At 69.8% G+C, this 12,755-nt stretch carries 16 protein-coding genes; 4 read left to right on the top strand and 12 right to left on the bottom strand.

What is annotated here, in order from left to right:
* Positions 1–23: 23 nt before the first annotated feature.
* Complete coding sequence (locus ASF44_RS15675; RefSeq protein WP_056900150.1) at positions 24–842, bottom strand: ferritin-like domain-containing protein; 819 nt, start codon at positions 840–842, stop codon at positions 24–26.
* Positions 843–942: 100 nt separating this feature from the next.
* On the opposite strand from ASF44_RS15675, the gene ASF44_RS15670 reads away from it, so the two are divergent.
* Positions 943–2,169: an EAL and HDOD domain-containing protein gene (locus ASF44_RS15670; protein ID WP_156374518.1), complete on the top strand. Its 1,227-nt coding sequence runs from the start codon at positions 943–945 to the stop codon at positions 2,167–2,169.
* 46 nt (positions 2,170–2,215) lie between these two features.
* Positions 2,216–3,475, top strand: coding sequence for an EAL and HDOD domain-containing protein (locus tag ASF44_RS15665; protein ID WP_056900148.1), 1,260 nt, complete (start codon positions 2,216–2,218; stop codon positions 3,473–3,475).
* A 19-nt stretch (positions 3,476–3,494) separates the two neighbouring features.
* On the opposite strand, the gene ASF44_RS15660 is transcribed toward ASF44_RS15665, so the two are convergent.
* Entirely contained in the window at positions 3,495–3,710 is a 216-nt protein-coding gene (locus tag ASF44_RS15660) for a hypothetical protein (RefSeq protein WP_235579231.1), read from the bottom strand.
* Between the two features lie 342 nt (positions 3,711–4,052).
* Between ASF44_RS15660 and ASF44_RS15655 the strand changes: the two genes are divergently transcribed.
* Complete coding sequence (locus ASF44_RS15655) at positions 4,053–4,343, top strand: hypothetical protein (protein ID WP_056900146.1); 291 nt, start codon at positions 4,053–4,055, stop codon at positions 4,341–4,343.
* 62 nt (positions 4,344–4,405) lie between these two features.
* Here ASF44_RS15655 and ASF44_RS15650 read toward each other — a convergent pair whose 3' ends face one another.
* From ASF44_RS15650 to alaC, 9 genes are all read right to left on the bottom strand, one after another.
* Positions 4,406–4,783: a response regulator gene (locus ASF44_RS15650; RefSeq protein ID WP_056900145.1), complete on the bottom strand. Its 378-nt coding sequence runs from the start codon at positions 4,781–4,783 to the stop codon at positions 4,406–4,408.
* 10 nt (positions 4,784–4,793) lie between these two features.
* Positions 4,794–5,423 (bottom strand): outer membrane beta-barrel protein, encoded by a 630-nt coding sequence (locus tag ASF44_RS15645; RefSeq protein WP_056900144.1) that lies wholly within the window; start codon positions 5,421–5,423, stop codon positions 4,794–4,796.
* Between the two features lie 99 nt (positions 5,424–5,522).
* On the bottom strand, positions 5,523–5,933 hold the full coding sequence (locus ASF44_RS15640; RefSeq protein WP_056900143.1) for a transcriptional repressor: 411 nt from the start codon (positions 5,931–5,933) through the stop codon (positions 5,523–5,525).
* 2 nt (positions 5,934–5,935) lie between these two features.
* Positions 5,936–6,490 (bottom strand): DUF3299 domain-containing protein, encoded by a 555-nt coding sequence (locus ASF44_RS15635; RefSeq protein ID WP_056900142.1) that lies wholly within the window; start codon positions 6,488–6,490, stop codon positions 5,936–5,938.
* A 1-nt stretch (position 6,491) separates the two neighbouring features.
* Positions 6,492–7,748 carry an ABC transporter permease gene (locus ASF44_RS15630; protein ID WP_056900141.1) on the bottom strand — a complete coding sequence of 419 codons (1,257 nt, stop codon included), beginning with the start codon at positions 7,746–7,748 and terminating at the stop codon, positions 6,492–6,494.
* Positions 7,745–8,458 (bottom strand): ATP-binding cassette domain-containing protein, encoded by a 714-nt coding sequence (locus ASF44_RS15625; RefSeq protein ID WP_056900140.1) that lies wholly within the window; start codon positions 8,456–8,458, stop codon positions 7,745–7,747. Before ASF44_RS15625 ends, ASF44_RS15630 begins: the two co-directional genes overlap by 4 nt.
* Positions 8,455–9,048: a DUF2796 domain-containing protein gene (locus ASF44_RS31825; RefSeq protein ID WP_056900139.1), complete on the bottom strand. Its 594-nt coding sequence runs from the start codon at positions 9,046–9,048 to the stop codon at positions 8,455–8,457. The genes ASF44_RS15625 and ASF44_RS31825 overlap by 4 nt, the downstream gene beginning before the upstream one ends.
* Before the next feature lie 53 nt (positions 9,049–9,101).
* The gene (locus ASF44_RS15615; RefSeq protein WP_082524817.1) at positions 9,102–10,034 is read right to left on the bottom strand and encodes a ZIP family metal transporter; all 933 of its coding nucleotides are present in this window, start codon (positions 10,032–10,034) and stop codon (positions 9,102–9,104) included.
* A 91-nt stretch (positions 10,035–10,125) separates the two neighbouring features.
* Positions 10,126–11,331 carry an alanine transaminase gene (gene alaC, locus ASF44_RS15610; protein ID WP_056900138.1) on the bottom strand — a complete coding sequence of 402 codons (1,206 nt, stop codon included), beginning with the start codon at positions 11,329–11,331 and terminating at the stop codon, positions 10,126–10,128.
* A 192-nt stretch (positions 11,332–11,523) separates the two neighbouring features.
* Here alaC and ASF44_RS15605 point away from each other — a divergent pair, with 192 nt between their 5' ends.
* Positions 11,524–11,985, top strand: coding sequence for an HU family DNA-binding protein (locus ASF44_RS15605; RefSeq protein WP_056900137.1), 462 nt, complete (start codon positions 11,524–11,526; stop codon positions 11,983–11,985).
* A gap of 72 nt (positions 11,986–12,057) precedes the next feature.
* On the opposite strand, the gene urtE is transcribed toward ASF44_RS15605, so the two are convergent.
* Positions 12,058–12,750, bottom strand: a complete 693-nt coding sequence (gene urtE / locus ASF44_RS15600) for an urea ABC transporter ATP-binding subunit UrtE (protein WP_056900309.1) — start codon at positions 12,748–12,750, stop codon at positions 12,058–12,060.
* Positions 12,751–12,755: the final 5 nt, after the last annotated feature.

Raw genomic sequence — 12,755 nt, 5'->3', positions numbered from 1 at the left:
CGTCCTCGTGGTGGTGTCTTCGGTCATTGTAGGGAGGCATCCGGCTGCTGCAGGGCCACGAGTTCGGCCTCGCTGAAGCCGGCCGCGCGCCGGGCGTCCAGGTTGAACGGCCCCTTGAGCCGCGGGGCACCGTAGCGCCGGGCCAGTTCCGCGTAGGTGGCCACGGGCTCCAGCCCGCGGCCGCGGCACAGCCAGCCGTACCAGCGGTTGCCGATGGCCACGTGGCCCACCTCGTCGGCCAGGATCACGTCCAGGATCTCGCCGGCGCGCAGGTCGCCCGCGGCCACCAGCTTGGCGCGGATCGGCGGCGCGGCGTCCAGGCCGCGCGCCTCCAGCGTGCGCGGCACCAGCGCCAGGCGCGCGAGCAGGTCGTCCCGGGTCTTCTCGGCCATGTCCCACAGGCCGTTGTGGGCCGGGAAGTCGCCATAGGCATGGCCCCCATCGGCCAGGTGCGCGGCCAGCAGCTGGAAGTGCAGGGCCTCCTCGCGCGCCACACGGGCCCAGTCGCGGTAGAAGGCCTCGGGCAGGCCGTCGAAGCGCCACAGGATGTCGCAGGCCAGGTCGATGGCATTGAACTCGATGTGCGCCAACGCATGCAGCAGCACGGCGCGGCCCGCCGGCGTGTGCACCGGGCGCGGCTTGAGCTGCTGGTGCGGCACCAGCATGGGCTGCACCGGCCGGCCCGGCACCGCGGCCGGCGGCCGCAGGCGCTGCTGCGGGTCCAGCGGCAGGGTGTCGGCCAGGGCGCGGGCCAGCGTGGCCTTGCGCGTGGGCACGCTTTCGCACAGGGCGGCCAGCGCAGCGGGGCGCAGGCCCGCTTCAACGTTCGAAGATCGGTTCAAGTGAGCGAGTCTATTGGAGTGACATGGCGCGCGAATGGAAGCCGGCGCCCTAGAATTCGCCGAGACTCCATTCTGGTTGAACTGCCAAGCCCACCCCCCCATGACCGTTGCCGACACCGCGTCCATGCTGATCGCCCGCCAGCCCATCGTGGACGGCCGCCGGGCGGTGTTCGGCTACGAGCTGTTCGACCGCTCCAACCCCACGGATGCGCACGCGCCGGCGCACGACGTGGCGCTGGTGTTCAGCGCGCTGGCGCACACCGGCAGCGAGGCACTGGTCGGCCAGTTCGCGATCTTCGTCAACAGCACGCACAACAGTCTGGCCGGCGGCCACCTGGACCTGGTGCAGCCCGAACGGCTGGTGCTGGAGATCGAAAACGTCGAGAGCGACGACCCCGCCGAGATCGAGGGACGCTCGCATGCGCTGCTGGGACTGCGCAAGCGCGGCTTCCGGCTGGCGTTCGGCCAGCGCGTGCTCGATCCGGCCTACGCCAGCTGGCAGGCACTGGCCGATTTCATCAAGCTGGACCTGGGTGCCATCGACCCCATGCAGCTGCCCAAGCTGATCCAGATGGCGCAGACGCGCACCGGCGCACGGCTCATCGCCGAGAAGACCGAGACCGCCGCGCAGTACGAGCAGCTGGCCGGCTACGGCGTGGACCTGTTCCAGGGCTACTGGTTCGCCAAGCCCGACCTGATCAAGACGCGTCTGCTGGCGCCCTCGCAGGCCAACGTGATCCAGCTCATCAACCTGGTGCGCAACCAGGCCAGCACCGACGAAATCGAACAGGTGCTCAAGAAGGACGCGATGCTGGGCTTCAACCTGATGCGCCTGATCAACTCCTCGGGCTTCGGGCTCACGCGCGAGATCACCTCGTTCCGCCAGGCGGTGATGCTGCTGGGCCTGAAGAAGCTGTTCCGCTGGGCCGCGCTGCTGCTGACCACGGCCGCCGGCGGCGGGGCGCCTCCGGTGGTGGGCAGCACCGCGGTGGTGCGCGGCAGGCTCATGGAGTTGCTGGCGGCCGAGTCCATGTCGCCCGAGGAGTGCGACGCCGCCTTCGTGGTGGGCGTGTTCTCGCTGCTGGACACCATGCTGGGCATGCCCCTGGAGCAGGCCGTCGGCCTGCTGACGCTGCAGCCCCCGCTGGTCGATGCGCTGCTGCATGGCAACGGCCCCTATGCCGACCTGCTGGCGCTAGCCCGGGCCTGCGAAACCGGCGACGCCGAGGTGTTCCGCCAAGCCACCGCGGCGCTGCACCTGACCGAACGCCAGATCAGCCTGGCGCACCTCGATGCGCTGGCCTGGGCCGACGCGCTGGTCGACTGACCCTGGCCGCCCGACGCCACCCGCCCTGCCGCACGGAGCCCGCACCATGTCCACCATCTCCGACGAGCTGACACCCATGAAGCCCCCCACCGGGGGCGACGCCGACAACCAGGTCGTGATCGCGCGGCAGGCCATCGTGGACGACACCCGCACGGTGCTGGGCTACGAGCTGTTCGACCGTTCGACCTCGCCGAGCCAGCACACCGCCGACAGCGACGCCGCGCTGCTGTTCAACGCGCTGTCGTTCGCCGACACCGAGACCCTGGTCGGCAACAAGCTCGTGTTCATCAACTGCACGCACGAGAGCCTGGCCGGCGGCCACCTGGAGCTGATCCATCCCGACAAGGTGGTGCTGGAAGTGCCGCCGATCCCGGGCCACGACCCCGCCGTCATCGCGAAGATGGCCGAGGTGATGCAGAAGCTGCACAAGGAAGGCTTCCACTTCGCCTTCAACCACACTGTGCTGACGCGCGGCTATGCGCCATGGCGCCCGCTGGCGACCTACGTCAAGCTGGACCTGATGGCCCTGTCCAGCGACAAGATCGAAGCCTTCGTGCAGTTCGCGCGCAGCAACACCAGTGCGCAGCTGATCGCCGAGAAGGTGGAGACGGGCGAGCAGCACAAACAACTGGCGGGCTACGGCGTCAAGCTGTTCCAGGGCTACTGGTTCGCCAAGCCGGCCATGGTCAAGGCGCTGACGATCCGCCCGTCGCAGGCCACCATCCTGCGGCTCATCAACCTGGTGCGCAGCCAGGCCGGTGCGCCCGAGCTGGAGGAACTGCTCAAGCGCGACCCCACGCTGTCGTTCAACCTGCTGCGCTTCATCAACGCCTCGGGCTTCGGCCTGAACTGCGAGATCACCTCGTTCCGGCATGCGGTCATGATCCTGGGGCTGCACAAGCTGTTCCGCTGGGCCGCGCTGCTGATGAGCACCTCGCGCAGCGGTGGGCCGCCGCCCGCGGTGGGCCAGACGGCCGTGGTGCGCGGCCGCCTCATGGAACTGTTGACGGCCGAGCTGCTGTCGCCGGAAGACTGCGACAACGCCTTCACCGTCGGTGTGTTCTCGCTGCTCGACAACATGCTGGGTGTGCCCATGGCCAAGGCGCTGGAATCGGTGGCGCTGCCCGAGCCGGTGGTCGATGCGCTGTTGCACCGCCGCGGCCTGTATGCACCCTTCCTCGAATTGACGGAAGCCTGCGAGAGTGGCGACGACGTGGTGTTCGCGCGCGTCGCCAATGCGCTGGCCCTGTCGAGCCGGCAGGTCAACATGGCGCACCTGCAGGCGCTGGCCTGGGCCGAAGCCTGAAGGCCTGCGCCAGCGCCGTTCAGCCGGCGTTCTTGATCGCCTTCTTGGCCTTGTCGGCGGAGCGTTCGGACTGCTTCTTGTGGTAGCCCGACTTCACGTTGTTGACCGCCTTGCCGACCGGGCCGCTCTTCTCGGCCTCGCTCTCGGCCCGCTTCTGGTCGATCTTGTGCTTGGCCGCATCGGTGGCCTCGGACGCGGCCTTGCCGATCTGCGCAGAGGCGGTGGCAACGGTCAAGGCAGCAGCGATTGCAAACACAAACTTCTTCATTGGATCCTCCATCCTGAGCGCACGCCCATCGTGCAGCGCGATGCTCAGCCACCCTTGCTGCATGCGCTGTAGGCCGGAGCCACCGAACCGCGTGCGCCGTTCTCCCCGGCCGCGCCATCCGTGGTCCTGAGAACTCGCGTGGGCCGATCGGCAGCCTGCCATCCGTGCCCCGGCCCCTCGGGTGCGGCACGGAGACGGCGCACATGCGGATGCGCCAACCGCCTACAAACGGCACGGCAGCCGCCGCTGAAGATCGCCGCGTACCAAAGGAAGCAGCGGCGCAGTAGCGCAGCAGACGGGGAGCGCGACATGGAATTGCAACAGGCACAGGCCTTGGCATTGATCGAGGAACACAGGCCGGACGACGCACGCTTGACGCTGCGCAACTCCGGTTACGGCGACCTGGCCGACCAGTGGATGCAGGCGAGCAGCGAGTTCGAGACCGTGGCGCGCAGCCGCCTGGAACCTGCTGCACTGGACGGCATGGACGCGCCCGTGAGCACCGATGTGCTGCGCGCCTACGCGCGCATGTGCATGAGCTGGTCGCGCATCGTGCAATTGCGCGACCAGGCCGTCGGATGGATGGAGCGCCGCGACTGAATTGACACCGCGTGCCCGGCGCGCGCCATTGCGGCGGCGCCAAAGGTGACTCGGCAATGGATTCAGGCTGCTCCGCGCAGCGAGGCCGCCATCTTCTTCAGCAAGGCCTCCAGCTCGTCGAGTTCGAACGGCTTGGTCAGTGCATGCACATGCGGGCCCAGCGCGGCGAGTTCGCCGCCCATGTCGTAGCCCGAGCACAGCAGCACCTGCTGCGCCGGCTTGCGCGCAAGCACGCGCTGCGCCAGTTCCACGCCCGACAGTCCGGGCAAGCCCACATCGGTGATCAGGATGTCGCAGTCGCCCTGCTCCAGCAGCGCCAGGCCCTGCTCGCCCGTGGTGCAGACCGTCACGGCGTAATCGGGCTCTTCTTCCAGCACCATCGCGATGGAATCGCGCAGGTCTTCGTTGTCTTCGACGTACAGGATGCGGGTCTGGGGCATGGGGCAGTTTCTAGAAGCGGTATTTGAGCCCGATGCTCGTCGACCGGACCCAGGCATTGTCGTCGCCAGCGAAGTCGAACCGGTGGCGCTGCCAATCCAGTACGGCAGACCAGTTGTTGCTGAAGGCCCAGTCCACGCCCACGCCATAGGCCGGCCCCCAGCCGCTGGCGCGGCCGGTGGCAATGCCGGCGCCCGGCGCAGCATCGATGCGCGTGCGGCCCCAGGTCGTGCCGATGCGGCCGAACACGCCGAAGCCGGCACCGACATTCGCACGGCCGACCAGGCTGAAGTTCACGCCCTCGGCCCGGGCATCACCGCCTGCGCGCTCGACCTCGCCCATGCCCAGCACGCCCACCTCGGCACCGAAGTTGGGGTGGAACATGGCACCGACATAGGCGTTGCCCGACAGGCTGGGCTGGTCGCAGCCGCCGATGCCGCAGTCGAGGCGGTAACTCGGACGGCCCAGGTTCAGCCCGGCGTAGCCACCACCCGGCAGCCAGCCGCTCGGGCGCAATTCGTAGCTGGAGCCGGTGGAACCAGGGGAGCCGGCAGGTGCAGGGTTGGCGCTGCCCTGCGCCAGAGCCCCGGCGCACGCCAGCAGACCGACGGCAAACACCGCACGCGTTCGCAAGCTGTCCATACGTCCTCCTGTGGTCGGGCCAGCGCGCCCAACGAGCGCATTCTCGCCATCGGCCCGCCGGACCATTGTGGGACAAAAGCCCGTCGGCAGGCGCTTTTCTCAGCCACGCCGTGCGGCTGTGCCGCGCCGGCCTGCCTTGGGCGCCGCGCACTCGTCGCAGCGGCCGTACAACGTGAGTTCGTGGCGCTCCACAGAGAAGCCGGGCGGCGCCAGCTTCTGCATGTCGCCGGGGCAGGCGTGCACGTCGAACACCCGGTGGCAGACCGTGCAGCTGAAGTGGTGGTGATGGTGGTGGCCGCCCGGCTCGAAGCGCGGCGCTTCGCCCGGAAGCTCCACGCTTTGCACCTCCCCGGCCTCGGCCAGCTGCTTGAGGTTGCGGTAGACGGTGGCGATGCCCAGCGCAGGAACCTCGGCCTGCGCCGCGGCCAGGATCTCGGTGGGCAGCAGCGGACGGCCGGCCTGCACCAGGGCCTGGCGGATCGCGTCGCGCTGGCGTGACGTGCGCTCCACGCCTACTTCTCTCTGTACTTCTCGACCTTGGCCACGCGCATGGTGTAGCCGGCCACGCCCATCGCCGAGGGCGCGCGCTCGATCTCCAGGCGGCCATAGACCCAGATCGCATCCATGGTGCGCAGGCCGGTGAACGGCTTTTCCGCGCGGCCCAGCAGGATCTGGTTGGACGGCGGCGGCGGCGTGTGGATGCAGGCGCCGAAGTACGGCACCAGCAGGAATTCGCGGATGCCCTGCTTGCCCTCCTCCAGCGGCACCAGGTAGCCGGGCAGCTTGACGTCGATGCCGCTCATGGCGGGCACCGTGGGCGCGTTGTCCCAGATCTCGCGCAGCTTGTCCATGAGCTCCTTGGCGCGCGGGTCGGTGTCCTGCAGGCCGCCTGCGCCACCGCTCAGGCCCTGCAGGTCCTTGGCCGGATCCCAACCGGCCGGCACGAGCTCGGTCCAGGTGATCTCGCGGAACTGGGCGGCCTGCGCGGCGAGCGGCGCCAGTGCGGTGGCAACACAGGCGGCCAGGGCAAACCGGCGCGTCGGCATGCGGTCATGGTCTTGGAACATCTCAAATCCTCGGGGTCAGGCCGTCGGCCAGGGACAAACGGTAGGCGCGCCAGCCCGGCACCAGGCTGGCCAGCAATCCGGCCGCGAGCAAGGCGGCCAGCAGGGTCCATTGTGCTGCGCTGGGCAACGCCAGCTGCAGGCCGAGGCCGAACTGCGCCTGCAGCCAGGGCCCGGCCGCGGCGATCACGGCCCACTGCGCCACCAGGCCCAGCAGCAGCCCGGCCAGCGTGACCCACAGGCCTTCCAGCGCCAGCAGGCCCATCACCTGCACGGGGCCGGCCCCCACGGCGCGCAGCACGGCCAGCTCGCGCCGGCGCTCGTTCAGGCCGGCCAGCACCACGGCCACCAGGCCGGCCATGCTCACCAGCGCGACCAGGCCCGACATGGCCAGCAGGGCCTGCTCGCCCGGGCCGATCACGTCCCACAGCTCGTCCATGGCCACGCCCGGCAGGATCGCCATGACGGGCTCGCCGCCATAGTTGTTGACCCAGCGCTGCACCGAGAACACCTGCGCCCGGCTCTTGAGGCCCACCAGCGCGGCCGTCACGGACTTGGGCGTGAGGTCGGCCGGCAGCGCCGCGCCCGCACGGCCGGGCAGCCGCATGCCGCCGATCCAGTCGGCGTGCAGTGCCTCCATCGCCTCCAGGCTCACCAGCACGCTGCGGTCCATCGGGGTGCCCGTGCGCGCCAGCACGCCGACCACGCCGAAGGGCTTGTCGGCATGGCTGTCCTGCTCCAGCTCGCCGCCGCCGTGCGCCAAGGTGATGCGCTGGCCCAGGCCGTAGCCCAGGCGCTCGGCCACCTCGGCGCCGATCACGGCGTCGAACAGCTGCGTGAAGGCCCGGCCCTGCGCCAGGCGCAGCGGCTGGCCCTCGCCATGGCGAAAGCGCTCGAAGATCTCGCCGCTGGCGCCCACGACAGGGAAGCCGCGGTGCGCATCGCCCAGCGACAGCGGCACCACCCAGGCCACGGCCGGCTGCGCCTTGAGCGCCTGCACCGTGTTCCAGCCGATGTTGTTGCGCGCGCCGCCGACGTGGAACACCGAATACAGCAGCAGCTGCACCGAGCCCGTGCGCGGGCCGACGATGAGGTCGGTGCCCGACACGGCCGAGGCGAAGCTGTCGCGCAGATCGCTGCGGATGCGTTCCACGCCCAGCAGCATGAAGGTGGACAGCGCGATCGACGCCATCGTCAGCGCCAGCGTGAAGCGGCGGTTCCAGGCGCTGCGCAGCGCCAGCACGGCCAGGAAGGGCTTCATGCCGCCACCTTCCCGTCCGCAGCGCGGTTGAGTTCGGGCAAGGCCACCTGGCGGCCGAAGCGCGGCGCGAGCCGCCGGTCGTGGCTCACGAACAGCAGCGCGCTGCCGGCGCCCGCGCAGGCCGCCAGCAGCAGGTCGACGAAGGCATCGCGCCGGTCTTCGTCCAGCGCCGAGGTCGGCTCGTCGGCGATCACCAGGGCCGGCATGCCGACCAGCGCGCGCGCCGCCGCCACGCGCTGCTGCTGCCCGACCGACAGCTGGCCGGGCTGGCGCGTCCACAGCGCCTCGTCCAGGCCCATGGCCGCGAGCCAATGGCCGGCCTGCGCGCGCGCCGAGCCGCCCTGCTGCGCGGCCGCGCGCTGGCGCTGCGCCGAGAAGCGGCACGGCAGCAGCACGTTGTCGAGCACGCTCAGGTAGGGCAGCAGGTTGAACTGCTGGAACACGATGCCCACGTGGTCCACGCGCCAGCGGTCGCGCGCGGCGCGGCCCTGGCCCTGCCAATCGCGCCCACACAGCGCCACGCGGCCATGCTGGGGCAGCAGCACGCCGGCCGCCAGCGCCAGCAGGCTGCTCTTGCCGCAGCCGCTGGGACCATGCACGAAGACGGTGTCGCCGGCAGCGACCGTGAACGCCGGGATGTCCAGGCAGTCGGCCTGGCTGCCGGGCCAGGCGAAGCGCAGGCCGTCGACCTGCAGCACGGGGGTGGTCACTTGCCCGCGAGCGGCAGGCGCGCCGCGGCCTTGCGCAGCAGCGTCAGGCTTTGGCCCTTGGGGCCGGCCACCTGCGCGGCCACGGTGCGCACACCCGGGAAGGCGTCGAACAGGCGCACATCGATGTGCTGCGCGGCCGCGGCCTTGCGGCAGTCGAAGTTGGCCGTCAGCACGAGATCGGCATGCGCCTCGGCCTCGGGTGCCGCAGCGGGCGTGGACGCGGCGGAAGCGGCCGGCGCAGCCGCGCCCAGGCCGAGCACGGGCGCCTCGACCGTGGCGTCGGCCAGCTGGCATTCGCCCGCGGCATCGACGACGAACAGCTTGTCGGCCGCGCGCAGCCGTTCGGCCAGCGCCGTCACGCGGCCCCGCTCGGCCACCGAACGCGGCGCGCGCTCGAAGCCCAGCAGGTCGTGCAGCGGCGACTCCATGCGCAGGCTGATGCGCTGGGCGTCCACGGCCACGTCGAGTTCGATGCGGCCGTGCGCATGGGCCTTGTGGTCATGTTGTGCCAGGGCCGGCGCGCCGAGGGCCAGCGCCAGGCCGGCCGCCGCGAGCAGGCGGCAGATCAGGGTGGGAGAGGAAATGGACATGCTGCCTTGTCGTGTTGTAGCCAAGCGGACCGCCGCAGCGGCCTGGAAGTTCCCTACTTGAAGGCGGCCGGCGCCGCAGGCGCATGCCCGTGGGCGTGCTCGCCCTCATGGTCGTGGGACTGCGTGACACCGTCATGGCCGCGTTCGTGGCCGAGTTCGTGGCCATGGTCGTGCCCGCGGTGGGCCAAGGTCCCCACCACACCGACCAGCAGGATGCCGGCCACCAGCCAGCTGACCTGGGCCGCCGTCTGGCGCTTGGTCAGCCGTGTCTGCAGTTGCGGGATCAGGTCGGCCAGGGCCACATAGACGAAGCTGCTGCCGGCCACCACGAGAAAGTACGGCAGCCAGGGCTGCAGCCGCTCCAGCAGCCACCAGCCGACGAGGCCGCCCAGGGCCGTGACCATGCCGGCCAGCGTGAGCTTGAACACCGCCGCACGCGGCGCACCGGCGCCGCCATCGAGCACCACCAGGTCGCCGATGTGGTGCGGCACCTCGTGCGCCAGCACCGCCAGCGCCGCCACCGCGCCCAGAGCCGGACTGACCGTGAAGGCCGAGGCGATCACGATGCCATCGCCGAAGCAGTGCACGCTGTCGCCGGCCAGCACGGCCCAGCCGCCGCCCTTGCCGCCGTGGTGGTGGCCATGGTGGTGCGCATGCCCTTCGTGCCCATGCGCATGGCCGTGGCCATGGTCCGCGTGCTCGTGCCCGTGGTGCCACAGCTCCACCTTGTCGAGCAGGAAGAACACCACCAGCCCGGCCAGCAGCACGCCGAACAGCAGGGCCGGGTTCATGCCGCTCTCGAAGGCCTCGGGCAGCAGGTGCACGAAGGCCGTGGCCAGCAAGGCGCCAGCCGCGAAGCTCAGCAGGTAGCGGCGGTCGGCGATGAGCCGGCGCTGGCGTGCGGCCAGCCGCAGCAGCAGCGCCGCGAGCCAGACGCTGCCGACGCCGGCGACCAGGGTGGCGATCAGGATGCCGAGCAGATCCATGGCAATGCGCGAGTGTTCGAAAAGCAAAGCGAGGGCGGGTGCCCTCGCAAGGCTTTAATGATAACGCATGATCACTATCGGCACCGGCCGGTCACATCAGCCCGTCGGCCTTGAACATGGTCTTGATGCCGCGCACGGCCTGGCGGATGCGCGCCTCGTTCTCGATCAACGCGAAGCGCACGTGCTCGTCGCCATGGTCGCCGAAGCCGATGCCGGGCGACACGCTGACGCGGGCCTTGTCCAGCAACTGCTTGCTGAACTCCAGCGAACCCATCGCGCGGTAGGCCTCGGGAATGCGCGCCCAGATGTACATCGAGGCCTTGGGGCATTCCACTGCCCAGCCGGCCTCGGTCAGGCCCTTGTAGAGCACGTCGCGCCGGCGCTGGTACTGCAGCGCGATGTCCTTCACGCATTGCTGCTCGCCTTCCAGCGCGGCGATGGCGGCCACCTGCAGCGGCGTGAAGGTGCCGTAGTCGTGGTAGCTCTTGATGCGCGCGAGCGCCGCCACCAGGTCGGCATTGCCCACCATGAAGCCGATGCGCCAGCCCGCCATGTTGTAGCTCTTGGACAGCGTGAAGAACTCCACCGCGATGTCGCGCGCACCCTTGACCTGCATGATGGAAGGCGCCTTCCACCCGTCGAACACGATGTCGGCATAGGCGAGGTCGTGCACGACGAAGATGTCGTGCTTCTTGGCCAGCGCCACCACGCGCTCGAAGAAGTCCAGCTCCACGCACTGCGCCGTGGGGTTCGACGGGAACCCCAGCACGATCATCTTGGGCTTGGGGTAGCTGCCGCGGATCGCCTTCTCCAGCTCGCCGAAGAAGTCGATGTCGGGCGCCATCGGCACCGAGCGGATGTCGGCGCCCGCGATCACCGCGCCGTAGATGTGGATGGGGTAGCTCGGGTCGGGCACCAGCACGGTGTCGCCGCGGTCCAGCGTGGCCAGCATCAGGTGCGCCAGGCCCTCCTTGGAGCCGATGGTCACGATGGCCTCGGTGTCGGCGTCGAACGCCACGCCGTAGCGGTCCTGGTACCAGTGGCAGATCGCACGGCGCAGCCGCGGGATGCCCTTGCTGGCCGAGTAGCCGTGCGTGTCGGGCCGCTGCGCGGCCTCCACCAGCTTGGCCACGATGTGCGGCGGCGTGGCCCCGTCGGGGTTGCCCATGCTCATGTCGATCACGTCCACACCGGCGCGGCGTGCTGCCAGCTTGCGCTCGGCCGTGATGTTGAACACGTAGGGGGGCAGACGGTCGATGCGCGCGAAACGGCGCTTGCCTGCAGAAGATGCGGACATAGAAAGACTTTCACGTAAGCGCCCGGAACCGTCCGAGCGACGTGGCCAACCCCGCTGCGTGCAAAGGCCGGCCGGCGGCGATGCTAACGCAGCAGCCCCTCGTGGGCACTGGTTTCAGGACGCCATGGCGACTTTCCTAGAATCGCGCCGCGCGACATTGCGTATTTCCAACTCCAAAGACGTATCCCGAACATGGCAACTGCTAAGAAAACCGCTCCCGTGAAGAAGACCGCCACCGCCAAGGCGGCCGCTCCCGCCAAGAAGGCTGCGCCCGCCAAGAAGGCCGCCGCGCCGGCCAAGAAGGCCGCTGCTCCCGCCAAGGCCGCGGCAGCGCCCCTCAAGCCCATCAAGACCGCGTTCAACAAGACCAGCCTGCAAGCGCACCTGGCCGAACTGTCGGGCGCCGAGCCGAAGGCGGTCAAGGCCGTGCTGACCGCACTCGAAGCCACGATGGTGGCCTCGCTGAACAAGAAGGGCCTGGGCGAGTTCACGCTGCCCGGCCTGCTCAAGGTCACGTCCGTCGCGATCCCCGCGAAGAAAAAGCGCCGCGGCATCGACCCCTTCACCAAGGTCGAGCGCGAGTTCGCCGCCAAGCCCGCCACCGTGCGCGTGAAGGTGCGTTCGCTGAAGAAGCTCAAGGACGCAGCGCTGTAAAGCGCGTCCAGGTGCCGCCCTCCACGGCGGCACCGTTTTTGCGCAGCCGGGCCGGCGCCGCCCCGGCCCCGCTCAGATCGCCACCAGCTGGCGTATCCCCTTCTCCTGCATCTCGCTCCCCGGCCCGCGCGCGATGAACACGCCGCGCTCCATCACCAGGTATTCATCGGCCAGCTCCTCGGCGAAGTCGTAGTACTGCTCCACCAGCAGGATGGCCATGTCGCCCCGGTCGGCCAGCATGCGGATCACGCGGCCGATGTCCTTGATGATGCTGGGCTGGATGCCTTCGGTCGGCTCGTCCAGGATCAACAGCTTGGGCTTGGGCGCCAGTGCGCGCGCAATGGCCAGCTGCTGCTGCTGCCCGCCCGACAGGTCGCCGCCGCGGCGGTTGATCATCTGCTTCAGGACCGGGAACAGCTCGAACAGCTCGGCCGGGATCGGCGTGCTGCCGCTCTTGTAGGCCAGGCCCATGCGCAGGTTCTCCTCCACCGTCAGGCGCGCGAAGATCTCGCGGCCCTGGGGAACGTAGCCCATGCCGGCCCGCGCACGGTCGTAGGGTGTGCGGCCCTGGATCGGCTTGCCGTCGAACTCGATGGCGCCGGTCTTGATCGGCACCAGGCCCATCAGCGATTTCAGCAGCGTGGTCTTGCCCACGCCGTTGCGGCCCAGCAGCACGGTGACCTTGCCCAGCTGCGCGTCGAAGCTCACGTCGCGCAGGATGTGCGAGCCGCCGTAGTACTGGTTGACGTTCTTGACGTTCAGGATGCTCA

Origin of the sequence: Pseudorhodoferax sp. Leaf274 (genome assembly GCF_001422445.1) — a bacterium.
Lineage (GTDB): Bacteria > Pseudomonadota > Gammaproteobacteria > Burkholderiales > Burkholderiaceae_C > Pseudorhodoferax.
Note: the sequence above shows the minus strand (reverse complement) of the source record. Positions and strands in the feature narration are given on the sequence as shown.